This window comes from Pseudomonas sp. CMR5c, from assembly GCF_003850545.1.
Classification (GTDB): domain Bacteria; phylum Pseudomonadota; class Gammaproteobacteria; order Pseudomonadales; family Pseudomonadaceae; genus Aquipseudomonas; species Aquipseudomonas piscis.
Genome location: NZ_CP027705.1, coordinates 1,624,275 through 1,647,115, shown reverse-complemented (window position 1 = coordinate 1,647,115; position 22,841 = coordinate 1,624,275). Strand labels below are relative to the sequence as shown.

Genomic DNA, 22,841 nt, shown 5'->3' with positions numbered 1-22,841 from the left:
TGTCCTTATTCGGTCTGGCCCTGGCTGACGCATTCGCCGCGCCGCCACAGGCTCCACTGTCCCGGCTGGTAGCGGGTCCAGGTTTCGTTTTCGGTCAAGGGTTCGGTGGCGATCACCGTGACCACGTCGTCGGGGGTGGTCTCGGCCTGGAAGTCGACGATCACATCGACATCCTTCAAGCGAGCCGGGCCGAACGGTGCGCGCCGGGTGATCTGCGCCAACTTGGTGGAGCAGAAGCAGAACAGCCAGTCACCATCGCTGAGCAGGGCATTGAACACGCCCTTGACGCGGTACTCGCCGCACGCCTGGATCAGTATCGGCAGCAATCGCTCGATCTCCACCGGCTCGGGAAAAGCCGTGCGGACCCGGTTGAGCAGGTCGCAGAATGCCGCCTCGCTGTCAGTGTCGCCCACGGCCCGGTAGAAACCGGCCTCGGGGTGGAAGTCCGCCAGCTGGCCGTTGTGCGCGAAGCACCAGTTGCGGCCCCACAGCTCGCGGACGAAAGGATGGGTATTGGCCAGGCAGACCTTGCCGACGTTGGCCTGGCGGATGTGGCCGATCACCACTTCGCTCTTGATCGGGTAGCGCTGCACCAGGTTGGCCACTTCCGATTCGCTGCTCGCGGCCGGATCCTGGAACAGGCGCAGGCCGCGGCCCTCGTAGAAGGCGATGCCCCAGCCGTCGCGGTGGGGGCCGGTCCGGCCGCCACGCTGCATCAGCCCGGTGAAGCTGAAGACGATATCGGTCGGTACATTGGCGCTCATGCCCAACAATTCACACATGCTCGGACTCTCGCTGCAATGCCGGAAACGGGGTTACAGGCGTGGCTCGACCCGCGCGCCACCCACGGACGGGCGGCCGTAGCGGTCGTTGCCGGCGCTGCCAAAGGGCTGGTCATCTTCGACCTCGGCGGCCTTGGCCGCGGCTTTCGCCGCTTCGTTGCGCTGCCGGCGCTCCCGGGCGGCGCGTTCGATGGGCCAGCGGATCAGCACGAACAGCAGGTACACGCCGAAGGCGATCATGCCGTACATGAACAGGTCGGATACCGCGCGCCAGGCGTTGTTACCCACCTTGAAGGCGACGTCCAGGGCGGTGATGGCCACGGCCGGAGCGAGCTTGTCCTTGACCGGGTCGATGATGGTCGGGCTGAACAGCAGCACCGCCACCAGCACGCGCAGCGGCTCGCGCAACCAGCGCCACATCCAGCGGGTCAGGCGCATCCACACCAGCAGGCAGCCCAAGGCGGCGAAGGCGTAGCACCCCCAGGCGATCAGATAGTCGTTCTCGGTCATGGTGTCCGTGGCAAGGCAGGCAAAGAGGCGCTTATGATAACGACTTTTCCCGTGTCAGGCTGCACCGCCGTCTGCCAAGCCCTCATTTGTCATCGTCCGAGAGCCTCCCATGCCCCTACCCGCCCATGACACCAACGCCCCGATCGCCCACAAGGCCGATGGCGCTGACCCGTATGCCTGGCTGCAGGAGCGCGACACCGACGCGGTGCTCGACTACCTGAAGGCGGAGAACAGCTACCAGGAACAGCAACTGGCTCGCCAGGCGCCCCTGCGCGAAGCGCTGTTCCAGGAGATCAAGGGACGGATCCTCGAGACCGACCTGTCCCTGCCCTCGCCCTGGGGACCGTACCTGTACTACACCCGCACCACCGCCGGCGACGAGTATCCACGCCACTACCGCTGCCCACGCCCGACGGACGACAGCCTGGCGGTGGACGAGAGCCGTGAGCAGCTGCTGCTGGACCCGAACGTCCTGGCCAACGGCGGATTCTTCGCCCTGGGTGCGTTCAGCATCAGCCCCGACCACCAGCGCCTGGCCTACAGCCTCGACACCAGCGGCGAGGAAATCTACAGCCTGTTCGTCAAGGAACTGGCCAACGACCAGGTCAGCGAACTGCCATTCGAGCAATGCGACGGCAGCATGACCTGGGCCAACGACAGCCAGACCCTGTTCTTCGGCGAGCTGGACGAGACCCATCGCCCGCACAAGCTGTTGCGCTACCGCCTGGGCGACAGTACCGCTGAGCAGGTATTCCACGAACCCGACGGGCGCTTTTTCCTACATTGCTACCGCGCCAGTTCCGAACGCCAGTTGCTGCTATCCATGGGCAGCAAGACCACCAGCGAAACCTGGGTCCTGGACGCCGATCAGCCGCACCTGCCGTTCACCTGCGTCGCGCCGCGCACCGAAGACCATGAATACGATGTCGACCACGGCCTGCTCGATGGCCAGTGGACCTGGTTCATCCGCAGCAACCGCGATGGCATCAACTTCGCCCTCTACCAGGCGCAGGACACCGGCGGCGTCCCCACCCAGGACACCTGGCAACTGCTGGTGCCGCACGATCCCGAAGTGATGCTCGACGGCGTGACCCTCAATGCCGGGGCCATGACCCTGAGCCTGCGTGAAGGCGGCCTGCCGATCATCGAAGTGCGCCCCCAAGGCCTGCCCGGCTACCGCGTGCAATTGCCGGATGCAGCCTACAGCCTGCATGTGCAGAACAGCCTGGAGTTCGGCAGCGAGCGTATCCGCCTGCGCTACGAGGCCCTCAACCGCCCGGCCCAGATACGCCAGCTGCAACTGGCCGACGGCCAGCAGCAAGTCCTCAAGCAGACTCCGGTGCTGGGCGAGTTCGATGCCGACGCCTACGTCAGCCAACGCTTGTGGGCCACCGCCACCGATGGCACCCAGGTGCCCATCAGCCTGGTGGTCAAACGCGAGTACCTGGGCCAGCCCACGCCCCTCTACCTGTACGGCTACGGCGCCTATGGCGCGAGCCTCGATCCCTGGTTCTCCCATGCCCGCCTGAGCCTGCTCGATCGCGGCGTGGCCTTCGCCATCGCCCACGTGCGCGGTGGCGGTGAACTGGGCGAAGCCTGGTACCGCGCCGGCAAGCAGGAGCACAAGCAGAACACCTTCGACGACTTCATCGCCTGTGCCGAGCACCTGGTCGCCCAGGGCCTGACCACCTCCAGCCAACTGGCCATCAGCGGCGGCAGTGCCGGCGGCCTGTTGATCGGCGCGGTGCTCAACCAGCGCCCCGAGCTGTTCCAGGTGGCCATTGCCGAAGTGCCGTTCGTCGACGTGCTCAACACCATGCTCGACCCGGAACTGCCGCTGACCGTCACCGAGTACGACGAATGGGGCAACCCCGAGGAGCCGCAGGTGCATGCCCGGCTCAAGGCCTACGCCCCCTACGAGAACGTCCGGGCCCAGGCGTACCCGGCCACCCTGGTGATCGCCGGCTACAACGACAGCCGCGTGCAGTACTGGGAAGCGGCTAAGTGGGTGGCCAGGCTGCGCGCCACCAAGACCGACGACAACCTGCTGTTGCTCAAGACCGAACTGGGCGCCGGCCATGGCGGCATGAGCGGGCGCTACCAGGGATTGCGTGACGTAGCCCTCGAATATGCCTTTGTCCTGAACATTCTGGGCCTGGGCTGAGGAACTCCCGGCGGCGCTCCTGTCTTAACCCAGGACCGCCGCCGATCCGGGCCCGAGCCACAGACACAAGAAAAAGACCCATGTCCGAACCCACTCTCCTGAACAATGAAATCCGCGACTGGCTGATGGACTGCGGCCTGTTCAACCAGTTGCTGCCCGCCGACTTCAACGCCGCCGCCGGCTACTTCAGCATCAACAGCATCGCCCAGGGCGATGTGATCTTTAATGAGGGCGATGCCGGCAGCTTCATGTGCATCATCCACAGTGGCCAGGTAGGGGTGCAGAAGCGCGGCCATGATGGTCAGCTCGTCAGCGTCGCCACCCTGCGCAGCGGGCGCGCCTTTGGCGAAATGGCGGTGCTCGATGGCGAGCGGCGCTCGGCCACTTGCGTGGCCGCCAGTGATTGCCAACTGCTCAACCTGGGCAAGGACTCCCTGGAGAAGATGCTCAACGACGCGCCGAAGATCGCCGCCAAGATCATCCGCGCCCTGGCCGTGTCGCTGTCCAGGCGCCTGCGCATGGCCGACGGCCAGTTGCTCGCGCAGCAGATCTGAACCACGAAACCCGGGGACCTAGTGCCCGCTCTTGCTGTCGTTCTGTTCCAGCCCTGGCAGGGTCTGGTCCTTGGGCGGCTTGGGCATGTCGATGGGTGGCAGCAACGGCGCGCTGCCACTGCTGCCGGCTTTCGGCGTGCTGGGCGGGGTCACTTGCGGATAGGGGGTCGGTGTGGCGGTTCCCGGCGTGCCCAGGGTCGGCGTCGGCGTGACCACCGGGGCGCTTTGCGGCTCGTCGGCCAAAGCCGGGCCAGCACTGAGCGCCAGGGTAGCGGTGAGGGCGAGCGCCGCTTGGGCGATCACCGTTAGAATAGTGCGCTTCATCAATGGCTCCATTGCTATTGTCTGGCGTCAGGCTACTCCCAACCGGGGCGTTTTGCCTTCCTCAATGAGATCTCCATGAAACGTTTCGTACTGCTGGACACTACTGCGATTCCTGAAAACGGCGGTGCCTTGTGCCTGTTCGAATACGGTGAGGATTTCGTCATCAAGATCCAGGGCGGCGACGGCGGCCAATTGATGAACACGCGCATGCACGGCTCCGAAGATGCCCTGGCACAGATCCCTTGCAGCAAGGTCGCCGGACGCCCTGATTCGCGAGTGCTGATCGGCGGCCTGGGCATGGGTTTCACCCTGGCCGCGGCTCTCAAGCACCTGGGCAAGAGCGCCGAAGTGGTGGTCGCCGAACTGGTGCCCGGGGTGGTGGAATGGAACCGTGGCCCGCTCGGCGAAAAGTCCGGCCGGCCGCTGCTGGACCCACGCACGGTGATCCGCCTGGAGGACGTGGCCAAGGTCCTGCAGGCCGAGCCCCAGGGTTTCGACGCGATCATGCTAGACGTCGACAACGGCCCCGAAGGCTTGACCCAGAAAGCCAACAGCTGGCTCTACTCCAGCGCCGGCCTGGCTGCCTGCGCCCGAGCCCTGCGGCCCAAGGGCATTCTTGCGGTGTGGTCGGCCAGCGCCGACCGGCAATTCTCCGAGCGCCTGCGCAAGGCCGGCTTCAAGGCCGAGGAAGTACAGGTCTTCGCCCATGGCAATCGCGGCACCTGGCACACCATCTGGATTGCCGAGAAGCTCAAGGCCTGAGCTAAACTTTGTCCATTACCGTCATTAGTCCTTCTACAAAGGTGAACCCATGAGTTCGTCCACTCCTTCGTCCAACACGTCCAAGCTGGATCGTATCCTTGCCGATGCCCAGCGCGATCGGGAAATGGGCTATCGCGACAAGGCGTTGAAAATGTACCCGCACGTCTGTGGTCGCTGCGCCCGGGAATTCTCCGGCAAGCGCCTGAGCGAGCTGACCGTGCACCACCGCGACCACAACCACGACAACAACCCCCAGGACGGTTCCAACTGGGAGCTATTGTGCCTGTACTGCCATGACAACGAGCACTCGCGCTACACCGACCAGCAGTACTTCGGCGAAGGCTCCCTGAGCACGCCGAAGATCGCCAAGGCGACCCACAACCCCTTCGCTGCCCTGGCCGGACTGATGAACAAAGACCCGGAGTAAGCGCCGGCGGCCGGGCACCTTGTGGCGAGGGAGCTTGCTCCCGTTCGACTGCAAGGCAGCCGTAAAGCCTATGTCCCCGGCCGGCCTGCTACACCGCATCGACCGCTGCCTGGCGTGCTGCGCACGCCAGCGCGAGCAAGCTCCCTCGCCACAACAAGCCCCCCCGGCCCTGGGACAATCCCCGTATAATCGCGCTTTTTTTCTCCAAGGCTCCCCGCTCGTGGCAAACAAAAGGTACAGCTGCATCGGTTTGTATAACCCCAAGTCGCCGGAGAACGTCGGTTCGGTGATGCGCGCCGCCGGCTGCTATGGCGTCGCCTCGGTGTTCTACACCGGCAAGCGCTATGAGCGTGCCCGCGACTTCGTCACCGATACCAAGAAGGTCCACCAGGACATTCCGCTGATCGGCATCGACGACCTGAAGAAGATCCTTCCCCTGGGCTGCATCCCGGTCGCGGTAGAACTTGTTGAGGGCGCTCGCCCGTTGCCGGAGTACACCCACCCGGACCGCGCCCTGTACATCTTCGGCCCGGAAGACGGCTCCCTGGACAAGGAGATCCGCGACTGGTGCGAAGACGTGATCTACATCCCCACCAACGGCTGCATGAACCTCGCGGCGACGGTCAACGTGGTGCTCTACGATCGCCTGGCCAAGGGCAACAACACCCGCTCCGGCCCCAAGTTCTGAATCACCTGCGCCCAATCTCCGGGAACCGGCAAGGTCCCGGTGTAGTCAGCCCTATATCCCCCACCTCCCCAAGGAGACTGATCATGAGCGAGCGCAAACAGCTGCAATCCATCGAGTCGACCCCGTTCCAGAGCCATCCACAGCAGAACGTCCAGGGCTGGGAACGCATCGGCTCGCTGGCCGGCGGCGTGGTGATGATGGGCAAGGGCCTGCGCCGGGGCGGCGTGTTCGGCCTGGTGCAGATGGCGATCGGCGGCGTGGCCCTGGCCCGCGGCATCACCGGACACAGCTCGGCCAAGAGCCTGCTGGAAAAGAGCCGCCGGGACATGCAGGACGTGCGAAGCAGGATCGAGCGCGCCGGGGCGCAGTTGCGCGATCTCAAGGCCAACGCCGATGTCGCGGAACGCACTGCCAAGACGGTAGAGGAAGCGGCCAAGGCGCCCGAAACCAAGGTCTGAAGCGGGCGACTCAGCGCAGCAGCGGGCTGTCCAGCACCTGGGACGACCCGCCCAGCACGCTCTCGCCCAGTTGGATGAACTCAGCGGTAGTGACGCGCTCCAGGCGCATCGCCCCTTGCAGCACATCGTCCAGCGAGCGTTTGTTGCGGGTCTTCAGGCGAATCTCCCGGTCCAGTTCCTGCAACAGCAGCACGGCCCGGGCCACGGTCGCCGCATTCACTTGCTCGCCGCGCAAACTGCTGACGCCCTGGCCGTCCCGCACCAGGCGCTTGTGCAGTACCTGGTAGCGCTCGTCGCTGATGCCACCGGCCCGGCGCAGCAGCTCGATGGCGTAGTACTCGGCCAGGCCTTCGCTGATCCAGTCGCTGTGCTGGCTATCGTTGATGCGCCCCAAGGATTGCACCAACTCGCGCAGCAACGGACTGGCACCGCTCTCGCTGACCAGCGGCAGGCGGCTATGCAGGTACAACGAATCGCGACCGGCGAGGCTGCCGCGCCACATCGGATCGGCGGCGCCGACGATCAGCAGCTTGCCCGGCTGGCGTGGAAACACCGCTTGCACCTGCGGCCAGACGAAGGTCAGCAGGGTCAAAACATCCATGCGCCGCATCCCCTGGCCCAAGGGCGACACCACGCTGACTTCCGTAGCGCCCAGGCGGGTGCGGCGGCTGCCCAGGTTACCGGCGAGCATCCAACCGGTGGGGCGATCGAACAGGCGTTCGGGGTTATCGATGCGAAAGCGGTGCTTGCCGATACGTGGCCAGGCGGTCTCGACGCTCTTCCAGCCGCTGGGCAGTTCGAAGTCCAGGCGCGCCACCAGCTCGACGCCATCTTGCTGGTCGAGCCGGGCCGGCGGCACCAGCGTCTCGCCGCGCAACAAGGCCCAGTTGGCGGTGCTGCGGCTGTCGTAGCTGCCCTTCTTCGGGCTGTGGCTCAGGCGTACCCGATAGCTCAGGCTGGCCTTGCCGCCGGCCGGGCGCCAGGTACCACGTCGGCCACCCGCCTCGGTGGTGGCGGCCTGCCATTGGCCATCGGCCTTGAAGTCGCTGTAGTCGCCGTCCTTGCCCAGGTCGAAGTCCAGGCTGCGCAGCGCCGCGCCGTCAGCCAGGGTCAGGCGCACTTCAGCCTGGTCGCCCTGGGACAGGAACCGCACGTGATAATCCAGATCGACCTTCTTCGCCGCGACAGCCGCTGCGCTCAATCCCAGCAGCACCCAGGCCAGCGCCAGCTTCGCCCCCACCCTCATACACACTCCTTGCTTGAGATCCTGTCTGCGAGCCGTGCACCCAGCCCATGCGGCCTTGAAAAGGCGGCCGGGCAAGCTCAGCCCGCGCGGAAAATCAGATGGTCTTCCCAATCATCTTCCGCAACGCTGCCCTCGGCGAGCATGCGTCCGGATTGGGAAATCCGCTCGTGGTGCACCGCATCGCGATCGCCGCACACCAGGTGATGCCAGAGCGGCAGGTCCTTGCCTTCGCTTACCAGGCGGTAGCCGCAGGTGGGCGGCAGCCACTTGAACTCGTCGGCCTTGCCCGGGGTCAGCTGGATGCAGTCGGGCACCGACTCGCGGCGGTTGGGGTAGTCGGTGCACTGGCAGGTCTTGAGGTCCAGCAGCTTGCAGGCGATACGCGTGTAGTAGACGCTGTTGTCGTCCTCATCCTCGAGCTTTTGCAGGCAGCACAGGCCGCAGCCATCGCACAACGACTCCCATTCCTCCTGGTCGAGTTGTTCGAGGGTCTTGCGTATCCAGAAAGGTTCGACTTTGGCGGCCATGGCTCAAGCATCAGTATCCGAGGGTGAAAAGGCCGCCAGTCTAGTGCCGAAGGCCCGGCGGGCCAAGCATTGGCGACTGTCGGTAGCCCGGAGCTTGCCAGCCGCCAATGGGCACAGTAGCTTTGCTTTCCGAACCGACCCTCGCCCCGGATGCCATCCACGCTCACCGCGTTGTATCCGGCGCACCCCACGGGGTCAGGAAAGCCTCTGCGCCCAGCCAACTGCGCCTGCCGGTTATTCCATTTTCCCAACGTTGTATGGAGTCTTTGCATGAGCGCCAATCCTCGCGTTGCCGACCACGCCATCCACCCGCAATTCACCGAGCGCTGGTCGCCACGAGCCTTCACCGCAGAAACCATCCCTGAGAAAACCCTGCTGAGCTTCTTCGAAGCCGCACGCTGGGCGCCTTCGGCCTACAACTCGCAACCCTGGCGCTTTCTCTATGCCCGGCGAGACACGCCGAACTGGGAGCGCTTCCTGGGCCTGCTCAACGAGTTCAACCGCGGCTGGGCACAACATGCCTCGGCGCTGGTGATCGTGATCTCCAAGACCACCTTCGCCGCCCCTGGCGCCAGCGAGGAAACCCCGGCCCTGTGGCACACCTTCGACACCGGATCGGCCTGGGGCCACCTGGCGCTGCAGGCCAGCCTCAGTGGCTGGCACACCCACGGCATGGCCGGTTTCGACCAGGAACTGACCCGCAAGGAGCTGAAGATTCCCGATGGCTATGCGCTGCACGCCGCCGTCGCGGTGGGCAAGCTGGGCGACAAGTCGACCCTGGCCGAGTACCTGCAGGCTCGCGAAGTACCGAGCCCGCGTCGCCCGCTGAGCGAAACCGTATCCGAAGGCGACTTCAACCTCTAAAGCCTCAAGCCTCAAGCTTGGAGCTTGCCACTCCGGCGTCCTAGTAGCCCCGGGCGAAGTCCACTTCGCCGCGCAGGGGCTGCTTGGCCTGGTAGGCCCGCAGGTTTTCCACGAACAGTTGCACCATCAGCTCCGGCGAGGTGGGGGCGGAACTGTGGCCGGTGAGCAGCAAGCCCCAGGCGGTCCAGAACGGATGCCGCTGTGGCAGCGGTTCCTGGCGACAGACATCGATCACCGCGCCCGCCAGGTGGCCATCCTTTAGAGCCTGCACCAGGTCCGCGTCGACCACCGAGACCCCGCGGCCGACGTTGATGAACAGCCCGGTGGACTTGAACTGCTTGAACAGCGCCGCGTCGTACAGGTCGTGGGTGCTCGGGGTGTTGGGCAGCAGGTTGACCACATAATCCACCTCCCCCACCAAGCGTCCCAGGTCCTCCAGGCCGGCCACTTCGACGAAGGGCGCCTGCTCCCGGGGCCGGCTGGCGATGCCATACAGCTTGACCCCGAACGGCACCAGGAACTGCGCCACGCTCTGGCCGATATCGCCAGTCCCGACGATCAGTACCTTGCGCCCCACCAGGCTCTGGCCCAGGCGGTTGTCCCACTTGCGTTCCACCTGGCTGACCAGCCGCGCCAGCACTTCACGCTCATGGCCCAGGATGTAGGTCAGCACGTACTCGGCCATCACCTGGCCAAAGATCCCCACCGCCCGGGTCAGCCGGTAATGCCGGGGCAAGCCGTCGGCCAGCAGCGGCGTGATGCCGGCCCAGGTCGATTGCAACCACTGGGGCTTGTGCCCCTGGCGCAGCAGGGTCGCCAGCAGGTCCGGCTGGCCCAGCCATACCGGACAGTCCACCGCCAGGCGAGCCAGCTCGGCGGAATCGCCGCTGGTCAGCACATCCAGGTCCGGGGCCGCCTGACGCAACAGGCGGGCATAAACAGCGTGATCGTGTTCGGCAATCAGAACGCGCATGGTTCAAACCTTAAAAAACGGTACAGGCCACCGCCGACGGAGTATCGCTCCATCGTTCCAGGCGGCGGCCAGGTCAGTCAGGTGCACAGGGAAAGCGCCCGGGATCGAGCGCCTAGGAGTCAGACCGGATCATTGCGGCGCAGCAGCTCTTCGGGCAAGTGCTCGATGTACTCGTCTTCCGCCGGTGGCATCTGCAGGTGATACCCCTGCTTGTCGAGGTTCTCCAGCACCTTCTGGATGTCTTCCCGGGCCAACTGGCGCTCCGGGGTCAATACCAGGTCGAAGGCATGCTGCGGCTTGCCGAAAGCCGCCAGCAGGGTTTCCGGCACGCGCTCCAGTGCTTCGCTCTTGAGCACATAGAGGTACATCTCGTTCTTGCGCGGACTTCTGTAGATGGAGCAGATACGTTTCAAGGCTGTTCTCCGGCGGTGGCCAGGCTATCCAGCAGCGCCTGGCCCATCAATTCGCGGCGCCAGCCACGCAGCGAATCGGGCAATTGGTAGGGTCCGCTGGGGAAGCCGCTCTTGAGCAGGCTCTCCAGGGTTTTCTTGCGCAGCATCAGCTCCGGGGCGATGCCCAGGCGCTCGGCTTCGGCCTGGCCCACGGCCTTGAGGCGCTTGAGCAGGGCCGAGGCTTCGATCGGCAATGGCTCGGGCAGGGCCGGCGGCCAGTGCTCCGGGCCCAGCTTGGCGCTGCGCTTGATCAGGTCGAGAAGGAACTCGCCATCCTGGCGCACGGTGCGCGGATGCATGTCTTCGATCTTGGCCAGCGCCGACAGGGTATCGGGCTGGGTCCTGGCCAGGGGCCAGAGCGCATGCTCACGCACGATACGGTTGCGTGGCAGGTCACGGGCGCGGGCTTCCCGCTCGCGCCAGGCACACAGCTCGCGCAGTACCGCCAGTTGGGCGCGGGATAGCTTCCAGGCCAGCTTGGCATCACGGTAGACCTCGTTGGGGTCCACCTCGCGGCGCAGGTTGGCCACCAGCTCGGCGCCGTCCTCGAGCACCCAGCGATACTTGTCCTCGGACAGCTTCGGACGCAGTTGGCTGAACACCTGGGCCAGGTGCACGGCATCCTCGGCGGCGTAGCTGACCTGGGTTTCCGACAGCGGGCGCTGCAGCCAATCGGAGCGGGTCTCGCCCTTGGGCAATTCGATGCCCAGAACTTCCTGCACCAGGCGCGAGTAGCCCATGGAGAACCCCAGGTTCAGGTAGGCGGCCGCCAGTTGCGTATCGAACAACGGCGCGGGCAGGCTGCCGGTCAGGCGCAACAGGACTTCCAGGTCCTCGCTGCAGGCATGCACCACCTTGACCACCGCCGGGTTCTCCAGCAATTCGGCCAGGGGTTGCCAGTTGTCGATGGTCAAAGGGTCAATCAGGTAGGCGCGCTGCCCATCGCCTACCTGCAACAGGCCGGCGATGGGGTAGAAAGTGTCGACCCGCATGAATTCGGTGTCGAGGGCGACGAAGGGCAATTGCTGCCATTCGGCGCAAAGCTGACCGAGGCTATCGTTGTCGCGAATCCAGTGAATATCGATGGCCACACGGCTCTCCCTTGAAGAATGGCGCGCAGTATATATCGCCCCCGGCGATTTCCGAGCATTGACCCGATAAGAGCAAGCGTGAAATCTGCTGCCGGAGAGCAAGAATAGTCCGAGAGCCGGGACTAACCCTGTTTTCTCAGCACGTAGACCCGTGAAGGTGCGCAACCAGGCAGCAAGTCCTGGTGGCTGAGGATCTCGAATCCAGCCTCGGCGAACTCTTTTTCCAGCTGCGCCTTGTCGGTCACTGGCAGGCCCGTTTGCACCGCTGGCCGCCAGGCCTTGAGGAAGAATTCGACCCGGGCGGCGACGATCACCGAGTCACGGCTGACCCGGTGGAATTCGCGCAGCAGGGCCAGGCGATCTTCGCCATGGAGGATGTGCGCGAACAACTGCATGCAGATGATGCTGTCCACCGCGTTGGCCGACAGCCCGATATCGAACGCCGAGCTGTGGAAGGTCTTGACCCGCTTCATCAGGCCGGCCGGATGATGGGTCTGGGCATGATTCAGCATGTCCTGGGATGGATCCGCCGCGAGGATCACCCGGTTGCCATGCTCGGCCAGCAACGGCCAGTAGCGCCCGGCACCGCAGGCCACGTCGAGGATCAGCCCCGGTTCGCCGGCGACCTTCAGCGCATGGCGTACCAGGTGCGCCATGCGCCACAACCCGAGGCGCGCGCCCATCCCGGTAGGACGAGGTTCACGGCAGACTCGCGCGTGCTCCTGGTCGTAGCGCCGAGCGAACTCCAGCTCGATGGACGGTGGGGGGTGGGACGACATGACGGGTGAGCTCTGGTGGTGATCCTGGGCCACAGGTTAACCAGCCATTCGTGAAAAAAAGGTCGAAAGCCGGTCAAACCGCCATTGGCCGCAGTTGTGCGCCGGGTTCCGGGCCCTTGCCCGGCCCGACATGGCTCCTGCACTATGCCCTGCCGCCATTCAAGGAACGACTCGATGCTCCCGCGCTTTCTGCTCAGTACCCTGTTGGGCCTCACGGCCCCCGCCCTCTGCCTGGCCCAGGAGCCGACCTCACGCCTGGACCAGGTGCTGGAAAGCGGCCACCTGACAGTCTGCACCACCGGCGACTACAAGCCCTACAGCTACCTGCGCGACGACGGGCACTACGAGGGCATCGACATCAGCCTCGCCGAGTCCCTGGCCCAGAGCCTCGGGGTCCGGGTGAAGTGGGTCAACACCACCTGGAAGGGCCTGATGGCGGACTTCCAGAGCCAGCAGTGCGACATCGCCGTCGGCGGCGTCTCGGTGTCCCTGGAGCGCCAGAAGAAGGCCTTCTTCAGCCAGCCCCTGGGCGTCGACGGCAAGATCCCCCTGGTGCGCTGCCAGGATCTCAAGCGCTACCAGACGGTGGAACAGATCAACCAGCCCTCGGTGCGCCTGATCGAACCCCCGGGAGGCACCAACGAGGTCTTCGCCCGCACGCGCCTGCCCAACGCCAACCTGACCCTGTTCGCCGACAACGTGAACATCTTCGACCAGTTGCTCAACCACCAGGCCGACGTGATGATCACCGATGCCTCGGAGGCGCGCTTCCAGCAGCGGCGCAAGCCGGGGCTGTGTGCGGTCAACCCCGAGCATGCCCTGCAGTACAGCGAGAAGGCCTTCCTCCTGCCCCGGGACGATGTGGCCTGGAAGAGCTACGTCGACCAGTGGCTGCACCTGAGCAAGGCCACCGGCGCCTACGACCAGGTGGTCAATCAGTGGTTGGCGGCGCCGTAATCCTGCTCCAGCAACTGCCGGAAGGCCTGGCAAGCCGCACTGCGATAGGCACCCCGGCGCCCCAGCAGCACCACGCTGCGCGGCGCCAGGGGTGAGGCCAGGGCCAGCGCGCGCAAGCCCGGTTGTTCCCGGGCTATGGCACTGGGCAACAACGTCACCAGCTGCCCGCGACGCACGATCTCCACCAGCGCACTGACCGAATTGGCCTCGATGGCAATGCATGGCGCAATGCCCTGCTGGCGACAATACAGGTCGATATGGCGGCGGGTGGCGAAGTCGCCACTGAGCAACGCCAGCGACTGACGCCCCAGCGCTGCGGCATCCAGCGGCTCGTGCTCCCGGGCCTGATACTGCGGCCCGACCACCAGGCTCAGGGTCTCGCTGAACAGGTCCTGGGGCTCGATTTCCGCCAGGTGTTCGCCGGCAAAGGCAATGCCCAGGTCCAGGCGATCTTCGGCCAGGGCCGCCTCCAGGCGATCCTGGGTCATTTCCTCGATGCTCAGGCGGATGCCCGGATAGCACTGGTTGAAGCGGCTGAGCAAAGGCCCGGCCAGGTAGGCGGTGAAGGTCGGGGTCAGGGCCAGGCGCAACGAGCCGCGGCTCAGGTCCTGTACGTCATGCATGGCCCGCCGGGCGGCTTCCAGGTCCTGCAGGGCACGCCGGGCATAGGCGACATAGGCCTGGCCAGCGTCGGTCAGGCGCACGCTGCGCCCGGAACGATCGAACAAGGGCGCCCCCAGGGACTCCTCCAGTTGCTTGACCTGTTGCGACAAGGTCGGCTGCGACACGTGCAGCGCCTCGGCGGCGCGGGTGAAGTTGCTGTGTTCGGCAACGGCCAGCAGGTAACGGATATGACGCAAGAGCATGACGGCTCCAACTATAGGCATGACTTATTGAAAGCATAATAAACAGGTCTTGGACGCTATAGCTGAAAACTCCCATCCTTGCCCCATCAGCGACGCAAGGAGACCCCCATGCAGCACATCATCGACGGCTTCCTCAAGTTCCAGCGCGAAGCCTTCCCCCAGCGCAGCGAACTGTTCAAGCAACTGGCCAGCACCCAGAGCCCCGGCACGCTGTTCGTCACGTGCTCCGACAGCCGGGTGGTACCGGAACTGCTGACCCAGCAGGAGCCTGGCGACCTGTTCGTGATCCGCAACGCCGGCAACATCGTGCCCAGCTACGGCCCAGAGCCCGGCGGCGTATCGGCCACGGTGGAATACGCGGTGGCGGTACTGGGGGTGAGCGATATCGTCATCTGCGGCCACTCCGATTGTGGCGCCATGACCGCCCTCTCCACCTGCAAATGCCTGGAGCACCTGCCAGCCGTGGCCAACTGGCTGCGCCACGCCGAATCGGCCCGGGTGATCAACGCCGCGCGGCGCCATGCCTCGCCCGCCGAACACCTGGACGCTCTGGTACAGGACAACGTCATCGCCCAGTTGGCTAACCTGAAGACGCACCCCTCGGTGGCCCTGGCCCTGGAACAGGGCCGGCTGAACCTGCATGGCTGGGTCTACGACATCGAGAGCGGCGCCATCGCCGCCCTCGACGGCCCAACCCGGCGCTTCGTCTCCCTGGCCGAGCACCCGCATACCTGCGCCTTGGCCAGCCGCCCTTCGACCGCTGCCTGAGCAGCAACCTTCACTCACCCAAGAGGAATCCACCCATGCTGCAATCCCAATTTGCCCAAGCCCCACGCCTGACCCTGGCCGACACCATCATCGACGCCAAGGCGCGCAAGAACCTGTCCTGGCAGGACCTCACCGACGGCACCGGCCTGAGCCTGGCCTTCGTCACCGCCGCCCTGCTGGGCCAGCACGCCCTGCCGGCCACCGCAGCCGACCTGGTGTGCGACAAACTGGGCCTGGACCAGGACGCCAGCCGCCTGCTGCAGAGCATTCCCTCGCGCGGCAGCATCCCTGGTGGCATCCCCACCGACCCGACCGTGTACCGCTTCTATGAAATGCTCCAGGTCTACGGCTCGACCCTCAAGGCCCTGGTCCACGAGCAGTTCGGCGACGGCATCATCAGCGCCATCAACTTCAAGCTGGACATCAAGAAGGTCGAGGACCCCGAAGGCGGCTCCCGCGCGGTGATCACCCTGGATGGCAAGTACCTGCCGACCAAGCCGTTCTAAGAGCAGCGGCAAGCCTCAAGCCTCAAGCGCATGCTTGCGGCTTGGAGCTTGCCGCTTAAGTCTTATTTAATTTTTAAATAGTGCGGCAAACTTTCTGATTTGCCCCCGGCACGCACGGCACCGCCTAATCAGCCCACTGCTTATTGAAGGTCTGGTTATGGAAAGCGTTCGTGCAACCTCCCGCCCCGCACTCTGGCTGATGGTCAGCGTGGTCCTGGTGGCACTCAACCTGCGGCCGTCGATGGCCGCCGTCGGCCCGTTGCTCTCGGGCATTCGTGGCGATATTCCCTTGAGTTTCAGCCTGGCATCGCTGCTGACCATGCTGCCGGTCATGGCCATGGGCCTGGCGATGTTCTTCGGCATGGACATCGCCCGGCGCCTGGGCGAACACCGCACCGTGGTCTTGTCGTTGCTGATCATCGGCCTGGCCACGGCCTCGCGATTGTTCATGGATTCGGCGGCGCAGCTGATCCTCAGCGCCGTGCTGGCCGGTATCGGCATCGCCCTGATCCAGGCGCTGATGCCGGCGCTGATCAAGTCGCGCTTCGCCGACAATGTCTCGCTGTTCATGGGCCTGTATGTCACCTCGATCATGGGCGGCGCGGCCATCGCCGCCTCCTTCGCCCCCCTGGTGATGAACCAGAGCGGCAGCTGGCGCCTGGCCCTGGCGATCTGGGCCGCCCTGGCCTTGCTGGCCCTGGTGTTCTGGTATGCCCAGCGACGCTCCCTGCCCAGCCTGCCGGGCGCCAGCGGTGGCCGCGAGTCGTTCGCCGGTAATCGCCGGGCCTGGTTGCTGGCGGTGTTCTTCGGTCTCGGCACCGCCTCCTACACCTGCGTGCTGGCCTGGCTCGCGCCCTACTACGTGGAGAACGGCTGGAGCGAACAGAGCGCCGGCCTGCTGCTGGGCTTGCTCACTGCCATGGAGGTGATCTCCGGGCTCATCACCCCAGCCATCGCCAACCGCAGCCAGGATCGGCGCCTGGTCCTGGTGGCGCTGTTGCTGCTGGTCATCGCCGGCTTCTGCGGGCTGATCCTCAGCCCGCGGCACCTGAGCCTGCTCTGGCCGTGCCTGCTGGGCCTGGGTATCGGCGGGTTGTTCCCCATGAGCCTGATCGTGTCCCTGGACCATCTGCACGACCCGCGCCGCGCCGGCGGCCTGACGGCCTTCGTGCAAGGCATCGGCTACCTGATCGCCGGGCTGTCGCCACTGCTGGCGGGACTGATCCGCGACCAGCTGGGCAGCTTCGAATGGGCCTGGTGGTCGCTGACCGCAGTGATGCTGCTGATGATCTTCATGGTGCTGCGCTTCGACCCCCGGCACTACGCCAGGCACATTCGTTGAGCCGCCTTGTACCCCGGCCCGGGAGGCCTGCATGAACCCTGTGAACTTCACTCAGGCCAACCTCGGCATGCTGCTCTGGGCGGCGCTGATCGCCGCCTCGTTCTTCGCCGCCGCCCAGGTCGGCCAAGCCATCGATCCGGTACTGCTGACCGCCTTGCGCTTGCTGTTCTCGGCGCTGCTGTTCGTACCCCTGCTGTGGTTCAAGGGCTTCTGCGTGCCGAACCTCTCCGGGCTGGCGGCCCACGGTGTGCTGGGCCTGTTGCTGGCGCTGTACTTCGGTTCGCTGTTCGAGGCGCTGCGCTACACCTCGGCGGTCAACACCGGGACCCTGTACACCCTGGTACCGCTACTGACCCTGTTGTTCGAAGGCTGGCTGCTGCCCGGCGACAGCCGCAAGCGTAGGCTGCTGCCGATGCTGACGGCCGCCGCTGGCGCGCTGCTGCTGATCCTCAAGGGCGGCGCGCCAGGCCAATGGCCGTCGTGGTACGCCGTGGGGGTCTACGCCCTGGGTTGCCTGGCCATGGCCGCCTACCCGCCCCTGAGCCAGCGCTTCAAGGCCCGGTCCCTGCAAGGCCGGAGCCCGGCGGCCATGACCTTCTGGAACATGCTGTTCGGCTCACTGTTCCTGTTCATCGCTTGCCTGGCCAGCGGCGGCTGGCGCAGCGCGGCATTGCTCACCGGCCACGACCTGGCGTGGCTGCTGTACCTGGCGCTGTTCGCCACCCTGGCGACCTTCTGGCTGCTACACCGGGCCATCGGCGTCATCGCCCCTTCCACGGTGATTTCCTATGTCTATCTCAGCACCCTGTTCCTGACCCTGTTCCATTGGTCATGGCTGGGCCAGGCACCGCGTCTCGGGGAAATGATCGGCGCCCTGCTGGTGGCGCTGGGCATGCTCGGCCTGGTGCGCAGCAGTCGCCCGCAGCCGGCCATGGCGGCAAATCCCCCCTGAATACGGGACAGTTTCGCAGGCCTGAATGACCAAGTCGTATTATCGGAAATTTATGTCCCGATGCTGTCCGCGATTCCCCGCCCCGGGCATTTAACTAGGACGATCGTTCCGCTAGCATCGATCCGGTTTGTGCGCCACCGGCGCCAGGTGCCCAGCGGGATGGAACGGATGCTCATCAGCAATGTGCTCAGGAAACTCGACATGCAGGACCTCATGGTCTTCGTTGCCGTGTATGAGCAAAGCAGTGTCACCGGGGTTTCGGAAACCCTGTGCGTCAGCCAGTCGACCGTCAGCTACTGCCTGAAGAAACTGCGCACGGGCTTTCAGGACGAGCTGTTCATCCACACCCGCACCGGCATGCGTCCGACCTACAAGGCCACCAGCATGTACAGCCACGTGCTGAGGATCCTGGAGAGCATCAACCTGTGCCACAGCGGGGTGCCGGCCTTCGATCCGACCCACCAGGCCGTGACCTTCAACCTCTGCGCCCCCGAGTACTTCGAGCTGTTGATCCTGCCGCGCCTGCTCAAGGGCTTCGACTACGCCGACCTGCCGGTGACGGTCAACGTGCAGAAGCTGGAAGCGGACATTCCCGTTGACGAGTTGCGCGACGGCAGCCTCGACCTGGTGATCTGCTTCGGCCCCAACTTCCACCGCAGCCACGCCGATCTCCAGTCCCAGGTGCTGCTGGAAGACGAGTTGGTATGCGTCTTCGACAAACGCGCGACGCCGCCCACGCAAGCGCGTTTCAGCCTGCAGTCGTTCGTCGAGCGACGTCATGTGTTCCCCACGCCCTGGACATCCGACAGCAACATGGTGGATGGCTGGCTGGCCCGCCAGGCCCGGAAACGCCAGATCGCCGCCCGCTCCAACAGCTACAGCGCGGCGCTGAAGATGATCACCGGCACCGACTTCATCCTCACCCTGCCCCGGCGCATCCAGGCCCTGCTGGCCAACGAGGCGGTGTTCAACCACTGCGAGGCGCCCGCCGGCCTGCCGGGGTTCACCCTGGACATGCAATGGAGCCAGGCCAGTGACCAGGACAGCGCCCAGGCCTGGCTGCGCGAGCAGGTGGTCAAGGTCTGCGCCGAACCGGGCCTGCTCTAGCAGGCCGTTGAAAAACTACCTGCGTTGCCATCGCTGCGTTAAAAACACGCTGGTGCGCCAGCCCGGTCGAAATGCTCATTGACCACTCGTAAACTGCGCTTTTTCGCCTGTTCTTGCCTTGCGCTGACTGCCTCGCCGACTTTTTCAACGGCCTGCCAGGCGCCTGTTGAATACCCGGCAACGCGCCTGCGCTGGCAGCCTTGGTCAGAGACCGATGGCGGCCTTGGTGTAGGAGGCCCGGTCGATATCCAGGAGTTCCACGCACAGCTGGACCTGCAGCTCTGCCGACCAAGGCGCGAGGTCTTGCAGCACCACCAGCAAGCTATCGGACAACTGCTTCTTGATTTCCGGCGAACGGCCGCTGAGCAGCGCCAGCTTGACGTGGACGAAGGCACGCTCGCCAAGGCCGGTGCCGACCCGGAACGCCTCGACCTTCACCGCCCGGCTCTTGATATCGAACTCATCCGAGAACTGCCCGGACGCCACCAGCGCATGGTTCAAGCGCAGCAGTGCCTTGTCGGCATCCAGTTGCGGCAGGTTGGCGGTGTATTCCATATGCAGGTGCGGCATGGCAAAGCTCCCGGTCATTCAGGGAAAAAGGGCGTTCAATACTACACAAGCGCCGAGGGCCTTGAATCATCCATTGGTGTCATTGCCTTGCCGCTGCGCGCTCGCGCAGGGCCAGGGTTTCCCAGGCCGCCACCAACAGCATCACCAGGGTGGTCAGGCTGCCCAGCGCCAGGGCGGAAAACACCTGGCCCAAGGCCACCGGCAACAGCAGCGTCAGGCCGGCCAACCCCGCCAGGTGCGACAGCGGCGGCCAGGGCCGGTCGTTCATCACCCACTTGAACAAGGCGCAACCGAGCAGGAACAACCAGGGCCCGCCGATGATCACCAGTATTCCCGCCTGGCGAGCGTGGTCCGGATGGATGAGCACCAGTTCGTCGGCCACCGCGCTGACGATGATCCCGGCGACGATCAGCAAGTGAATGTAGGTATAGGCGATCCGCGCCTGGCGCCCGGGGTCAGTGGAATGGGCGATGCGGTGATGGGCGCGTTCGGCGCCGCTGTCGAAGTACACCCACCACATGCCGATGCTACCCAGCACCGCGACGATGAACCCCAGCAAGCCTTGGCCGGTGGTGGCCAGTTCGGCGAAGGTGGCGCCGGTGACCAGCAGCGATTCGCCCAGGGCGATGATCACGAACAGCGCGCAACGCTCGGCCATGTGGTTGCCTTCGATATTCCAGTCCTCCAGGGTCGAGCGGCCAAGCCCCGGTACCCAGAAATACAGCGATGGCGCCAAGACCTCGATGCCCAGGGCCAGGGTCCAGCAGGCCAGGCGTCCCGGGCCCTGGAGCAGGCCGCCAGCGATCCAGAACACCCCGGAGAACATCAACCACAGCAGGATGCGCTGGAAGTTGCGGGTCATGTTCAGCGGCTCGCCACGCACCGCCCACAGCGAGTAGGCGGTACGTCCCACCTGCATGAACACATAGGCTGCGGCGAACAGCAGGCCACGGTCACCGAAAGCCTTGGGAATCGAGGACGACAGCAACAACCCGGCCACCATCAACACGAACAGCCCGAGGCGGATCGGCAGGGTCTCCGGGTCCAGCCAGTTGGTGATCCACGAGGTGAAGATCCACACCCACCACACCGCCACCATCAGCAACGCCACCTGCAGCACGCCGGCCAGCGACAGGTGCGCCAGCAGCGCGTGGGACAACTGGGTCACGGCGAACACGAACACCAGGTCGAAAAACAGCTCGACCATGCCCACCTTGCCGCTGTCATGGCTGCCGCGACCACGCAGCAGGGAACGGGATCGAATCATGGACACTCTCCGCCGGTGGAGGATTTGCTCGGGGTTTGTACTGAGCAAAGCAGGTGCCGCCGACAATGCCAGCGCGGCCCGGCGGGAACCACCGATCAGGTAGCCTGCGGCAGTGGCGTGCGCTCGCTCATGAAGGCTTCCAGGCGCGAACGCAGCCAGCGTTCGGCTGGGTCGGTGTCGACGTGGCTGAGCCAGACCATGGACAGGTCCAGGGTCGGGGTCTTGAACGGAAACGGTTCGCAGTACAACTGCCCGGTGGTCGCCATGGCCTGGGCGGCGTAGTCCGGCAGGCTGGCGATCAGCTTGGTCCCGGCCAGCAGCGCCGGCAGCGAACTGTACTGCGGCACCGAAAGCACCACCTGGCGGGTGCGGCCGATCTCCGCCAGCCACTCATCGGCGAAGCCGGCGACGTTGGCGGTGTGAGACACCAGCACATGGGGCCGCGAGCAGTATTCGTCGAGGCTCATCGGCGTGTCGCTGGCATCGGCGCGCAGCACGCTGGGGTTGATATGGCGCAGCAACTTGCGCTTGGCATTGGCCGGCAGGCCGCGGGTCTGGCTGATGCCGACGGTGATATCGCCGGAGGCCAGCAGGTCGGGAATCCGCCAGTAGTCCACGTGCTGGACCACGACCACCACCTGCGGCGCCTCCTGGCGCAAGGCCCGCAGCAAGGGCGGCAACAGCCCGAACTCGACGTCATCGGACAGGCCGATGCGAAAGGTCATGGTGCTGCTGGCGGGATCGAAATCATGGGTCAGGCTCAGGGCCGAGGACAGGGCGTCCAGGGCCGGCGACAGGTGCTGGATCAATTGCTCGGCACGGGCAGTGGGCTCCATTCGATGGCCGACGCGAATGAACAGCGGATCGTTGAACATCGCCCGCAGCCGGTTGAGCGCGGAACTGATGGTGGGCTGGCCGAGAAACAGCTTCTCCGCCACCCGGGTGACGTTGCGTTCGAGCATCAGCGCCTCGAATACCACCATCAGGTTGATGTCGGCCTTGCGCAGTTCATTGCGATTCATCGGCGATGTTCCATAACCCAGTCGGCGCCCAGTGTAGAAAGGCCCGGGGGCTGGCGTCCAGGCGGATGTGGCGGCTTGGCATGGTGCGGTTTTTCCAGGCCCCGGGGTTTCGTATAAGATATCCGCACCCTCAACCGATTTCGGTAACCTCCGTGCCACTTCCCTTCAACAAAGCGCCGAACCTGGGCGTGACGCCCTCGACCTCGGAAATCATTGCCAAGCACCTGCGTGAAGCGATCATCTCCGGCCAGCTTGCCGAAGGCGAACCCGTTCGCCAGGACGATATCGCCCAGGCGTTCAACGTCAGCAAGATCCCGGTTCGCGAAGCGCTCAAGCGCCTGGAAGCCGAAGGGCTGGTGGACTTCCACCGCAATCGTGGCGCCCTGGTCACCCGGATCTCCGAACCCGAGCTGGCGCAGATGTTCGAGGTGCGGGTGCTGCTGGAGGTCAAGGCAATCCGCCTGGCCGTGCCGAACATGACCGAGGAAACCTTCGCCAGGGCCGAGGCCATCTGCGCCGAATTCGTCGGCGAAGACGATATCGGACGTTGGGCCGAGCTCAACTGGGAGCTGCATGCCTGCCTCTATGAACCGGCCCAGCGGCCCTTCCTGGTCAACCTCATTCGTTCGATCCACGACAAGATCGAGCGCTACCTGCGCATGCAGATGAGCCTCTCGGCGGGCAAAGACCGGGCCGACCACGAGCACAAGGATATCGTCGCCGCCTGCCGCGCGCGGGATGTCGAGCTCGTCGCCCGGTTGATCGAGACCCATATCAACGGGGTGTGCCAGAGCCTGTACGAACACCTGCCACACTGAATGCTCCTTTGCGTGGCACGGCTGCCGCCAGTGCCACTTGCCGTAACACCTGCCTGCCCCTCCCC

The 22,841-nt window shown here is 65.2% G+C and carries 27 protein-coding genes; 14 read left to right on the top strand and 13 right to left on the bottom strand.

Annotated features, from left to right (window positions below):
- Positions 1-5 precede the first annotated feature (5 nt).
- Together C4K40_RS07685 and C4K40_RS07680 are read right to left on the bottom strand one after the other, a co-directional pair.
- Positions 6-782 (bottom strand): class II glutamine amidotransferase, encoded by a 777-nt coding sequence (locus C4K40_RS07685; RefSeq protein WP_022642916.1) that lies wholly within the window; start codon positions 780-782, stop codon positions 6-8.
- A gap of 33 nt (positions 783-815) precedes the next feature.
- On the bottom strand, positions 816-1,292 hold the full coding sequence (locus tag C4K40_RS07680) for a hypothetical protein (RefSeq protein ID WP_022642915.1): 477 nt from the start codon (positions 1,290-1,292) through the stop codon (positions 816-818).
- 109 nt (positions 1,293-1,401) lie between these two features.
- Here C4K40_RS07680 and C4K40_RS07675 point away from each other — a divergent pair, with 109 nt between their 5' ends.
- Together C4K40_RS07675 and C4K40_RS07670 are read left to right on the top strand one after the other, a co-directional pair.
- Entirely contained in the window at positions 1,402-3,456 is a 2,055-nt protein-coding gene (locus C4K40_RS07675) for a S9 family peptidase (protein ID WP_053135252.1), read from the top strand.
- An 80-nt stretch (positions 3,457-3,536) separates the two neighbouring features.
- Positions 3,537-4,010: a cyclic nucleotide-binding domain-containing protein gene (locus tag C4K40_RS07670; protein ID WP_053135256.1), complete on the top strand. Its 474-nt coding sequence runs from the start codon at positions 3,537-3,539 to the stop codon at positions 4,008-4,010.
- 18 nt (positions 4,011-4,028) lie between these two features.
- Here C4K40_RS07670 and C4K40_RS07665 read toward each other — a convergent pair whose 3' ends face one another.
- On the bottom strand, positions 4,029-4,334 hold the full coding sequence (locus C4K40_RS07665; protein ID WP_053135259.1) for a hypothetical protein: 306 nt from the start codon (positions 4,332-4,334) through the stop codon (positions 4,029-4,031).
- A gap of 75 nt (positions 4,335-4,409) precedes the next feature.
- On the opposite strand from C4K40_RS07665, the gene C4K40_RS07660 reads away from it, so the two are divergent.
- The 4 genes from C4K40_RS07660 (at position 4,410) to C4K40_RS07645 (ending at position 6,669) form a co-directional block, all read left to right on the top strand.
- Positions 4,410-5,096 (top strand): spermidine synthase, encoded by a 687-nt coding sequence (locus tag C4K40_RS07660; protein ID WP_053135262.1) that lies wholly within the window; start codon positions 4,410-4,412, stop codon positions 5,094-5,096.
- Between the two features lie 49 nt (positions 5,097-5,145).
- The gene (locus tag C4K40_RS07655; protein WP_022642911.1) at positions 5,146-5,523 is read left to right on the top strand and encodes a YajD family HNH nuclease; all 378 of its coding nucleotides are present in this window, start codon (positions 5,146-5,148) and stop codon (positions 5,521-5,523) included.
- Between the two features lie 220 nt (positions 5,524-5,743).
- A complete protein-coding gene (locus C4K40_RS07650) occupies positions 5,744-6,211 on the top strand; it encodes an RNA methyltransferase (protein WP_031321120.1) in 468 nt (155 codons plus the stop codon).
- Between the two features lie 83 nt (positions 6,212-6,294).
- Positions 6,295-6,669: a DUF2892 domain-containing protein gene (locus C4K40_RS07645; RefSeq protein WP_022642909.1), complete on the top strand. Its 375-nt coding sequence runs from the start codon at positions 6,295-6,297 to the stop codon at positions 6,667-6,669.
- A gap of 10 nt (positions 6,670-6,679) precedes the next feature.
- Here C4K40_RS07645 and C4K40_RS07640 read toward each other — a convergent pair whose 3' ends face one another.
- On the bottom strand, positions 6,680-7,915 hold the full coding sequence (locus tag C4K40_RS07640; protein ID WP_022642908.1) for a hypothetical protein: 1,236 nt from the start codon (positions 7,913-7,915) through the stop codon (positions 6,680-6,682).
- A 77-nt stretch (positions 7,916-7,992) separates the two neighbouring features.
- Positions 7,993-8,442, bottom strand: coding sequence for a YcgN family cysteine cluster protein (locus C4K40_RS07635; protein ID WP_022642907.1), 450 nt, complete (start codon positions 8,440-8,442; stop codon positions 7,993-7,995).
- A 270-nt stretch (positions 8,443-8,712) separates the two neighbouring features.
- On the opposite strand from C4K40_RS07635, the gene C4K40_RS07630 reads away from it, so the two are divergent.
- Positions 8,713-9,306 carry a nitroreductase family protein gene (locus C4K40_RS07630; RefSeq protein ID WP_022642906.1) on the top strand — a complete coding sequence of 198 codons (594 nt, stop codon included), beginning with the start codon at positions 8,713-8,715 and terminating at the stop codon, positions 9,304-9,306.
- Positions 9,307-9,346: 40 nt separating this feature from the next.
- On the opposite strand, the gene C4K40_RS07625 is transcribed toward C4K40_RS07630, so the two are convergent.
- From C4K40_RS07625 to C4K40_RS07610, 4 genes are all read right to left on the bottom strand, one after another.
- A complete protein-coding gene (locus tag C4K40_RS07625; protein WP_022642905.1) occupies positions 9,347-10,279 on the bottom strand; it encodes a D-2-hydroxyacid dehydrogenase in 933 nt (310 codons plus the stop codon).
- 119 nt (positions 10,280-10,398) lie between these two features.
- On the bottom strand, positions 10,399-10,692 hold the full coding sequence (locus C4K40_RS07620; RefSeq protein ID WP_031321118.1) for a YcgL domain-containing protein: 294 nt from the start codon (positions 10,690-10,692) through the stop codon (positions 10,399-10,401).
- Positions 10,689-11,822, bottom strand: a complete 1,134-nt coding sequence (rnd, locus tag C4K40_RS07615) for a ribonuclease D (RefSeq protein ID WP_022642903.1) — start codon at positions 11,820-11,822, stop codon at positions 10,689-10,691. Before rnd ends, C4K40_RS07620 begins: the two co-directional genes overlap by 4 nt.
- Before the next feature lie 122 nt (positions 11,823-11,944).
- On the bottom strand, positions 11,945-12,601 hold the full coding sequence (locus C4K40_RS07610) for a class I SAM-dependent methyltransferase (protein ID WP_022642902.1): 657 nt from the start codon (positions 12,599-12,601) through the stop codon (positions 11,945-11,947).
- A 174-nt stretch (positions 12,602-12,775) separates the two neighbouring features.
- Here C4K40_RS07610 and C4K40_RS07605 point away from each other — a divergent pair, with 174 nt between their 5' ends.
- Positions 12,776-13,558, top strand: a complete 783-nt coding sequence (locus C4K40_RS07605; protein WP_053135265.1) for a transporter substrate-binding domain-containing protein — start codon at positions 12,776-12,778, stop codon at positions 13,556-13,558.
- On the opposite strand, the gene cynR is transcribed toward C4K40_RS07605, so the two are convergent.
- Positions 13,537-14,424 (bottom strand): transcriptional regulator CynR, encoded by an 888-nt coding sequence (cynR, locus tag C4K40_RS07600; protein ID WP_022642900.1) that lies wholly within the window; start codon positions 14,422-14,424, stop codon positions 13,537-13,539. The genes C4K40_RS07605 and cynR overlap by 22 nt on opposite strands.
- A 108-nt stretch (positions 14,425-14,532) precedes the next feature.
- Between cynR and C4K40_RS07595 the strand changes: the two genes are divergently transcribed.
- The 5 genes from C4K40_RS07595 to C4K40_RS07575 all read left to right on the top strand — a co-directional run bounded on the left by C4K40_RS07595 (position 14,533) and on the right by C4K40_RS07575 (position 19,099).
- Positions 14,533-15,192 carry a carbonic anhydrase gene (locus tag C4K40_RS07595; protein ID WP_053135268.1) on the top strand — a complete coding sequence of 220 codons (660 nt, stop codon included), beginning with the start codon at positions 14,533-14,535 and terminating at the stop codon, positions 15,190-15,192.
- Positions 15,193-15,227: 35 nt separating this feature from the next.
- On the top strand, positions 15,228-15,698 hold the full coding sequence (gene cynS / locus C4K40_RS07590) for a cyanase (RefSeq protein ID WP_053135271.1): 471 nt from the start codon (positions 15,228-15,230) through the stop codon (positions 15,696-15,698).
- A 157-nt stretch (positions 15,699-15,855) separates the two neighbouring features.
- Positions 15,856-17,040, top strand: a complete 1,185-nt coding sequence (locus C4K40_RS07585; RefSeq protein WP_053135274.1) for a cyanate transporter — start codon at positions 15,856-15,858, stop codon at positions 17,038-17,040.
- Between the two features lie 31 nt (positions 17,041-17,071).
- Complete coding sequence (locus C4K40_RS07580) at positions 17,072-17,992, top strand: DMT family transporter (protein ID WP_022642896.1); 921 nt, start codon at positions 17,072-17,074, stop codon at positions 17,990-17,992.
- A gap of 168 nt (positions 17,993-18,160) precedes the next feature.
- Positions 18,161-19,099 carry a LysR family transcriptional regulator gene (locus C4K40_RS07575; RefSeq protein WP_031321117.1) on the top strand — a complete coding sequence of 313 codons (939 nt, stop codon included), beginning with the start codon at positions 18,161-18,163 and terminating at the stop codon, positions 19,097-19,099.
- A gap of 204 nt (positions 19,100-19,303) precedes the next feature.
- Here the strand turns inward: C4K40_RS07575 and C4K40_RS07570 are convergent, their stop codons facing one another.
- The 3 genes from C4K40_RS07570 to C4K40_RS07560 all read right to left on the bottom strand — a co-directional run bounded on the left by C4K40_RS07570 (position 19,304) and on the right by C4K40_RS07560 (position 21,958).
- The gene (locus C4K40_RS07570) at positions 19,304-19,669 is read right to left on the bottom strand and encodes a 5-carboxymethyl-2-hydroxymuconate Delta-isomerase (protein ID WP_053135709.1); all 366 of its coding nucleotides are present in this window, start codon (positions 19,667-19,669) and stop codon (positions 19,304-19,306) included.
- A gap of 79 nt (positions 19,670-19,748) precedes the next feature.
- Positions 19,749-20,936 (bottom strand): low temperature requirement protein A, encoded by a 1,188-nt coding sequence (locus tag C4K40_RS07565; RefSeq protein ID WP_022642892.1) that lies wholly within the window; start codon positions 20,934-20,936, stop codon positions 19,749-19,751.
- Between the two features lie 95 nt (positions 20,937-21,031).
- Positions 21,032-21,958: a LysR substrate-binding domain-containing protein gene (locus C4K40_RS07560; RefSeq protein WP_022642891.1), complete on the bottom strand. Its 927-nt coding sequence runs from the start codon at positions 21,956-21,958 to the stop codon at positions 21,032-21,034.
- 152 nt (positions 21,959-22,110) lie between these two features.
- On the opposite strand from C4K40_RS07560, the gene C4K40_RS07555 reads away from it, so the two are divergent.
- Positions 22,111-22,776, top strand: a complete 666-nt coding sequence (locus tag C4K40_RS07555; RefSeq protein WP_022642890.1) for a GntR family transcriptional regulator — start codon at positions 22,111-22,113, stop codon at positions 22,774-22,776.
- Positions 22,777-22,841 lie beyond the last annotated feature (65 nt).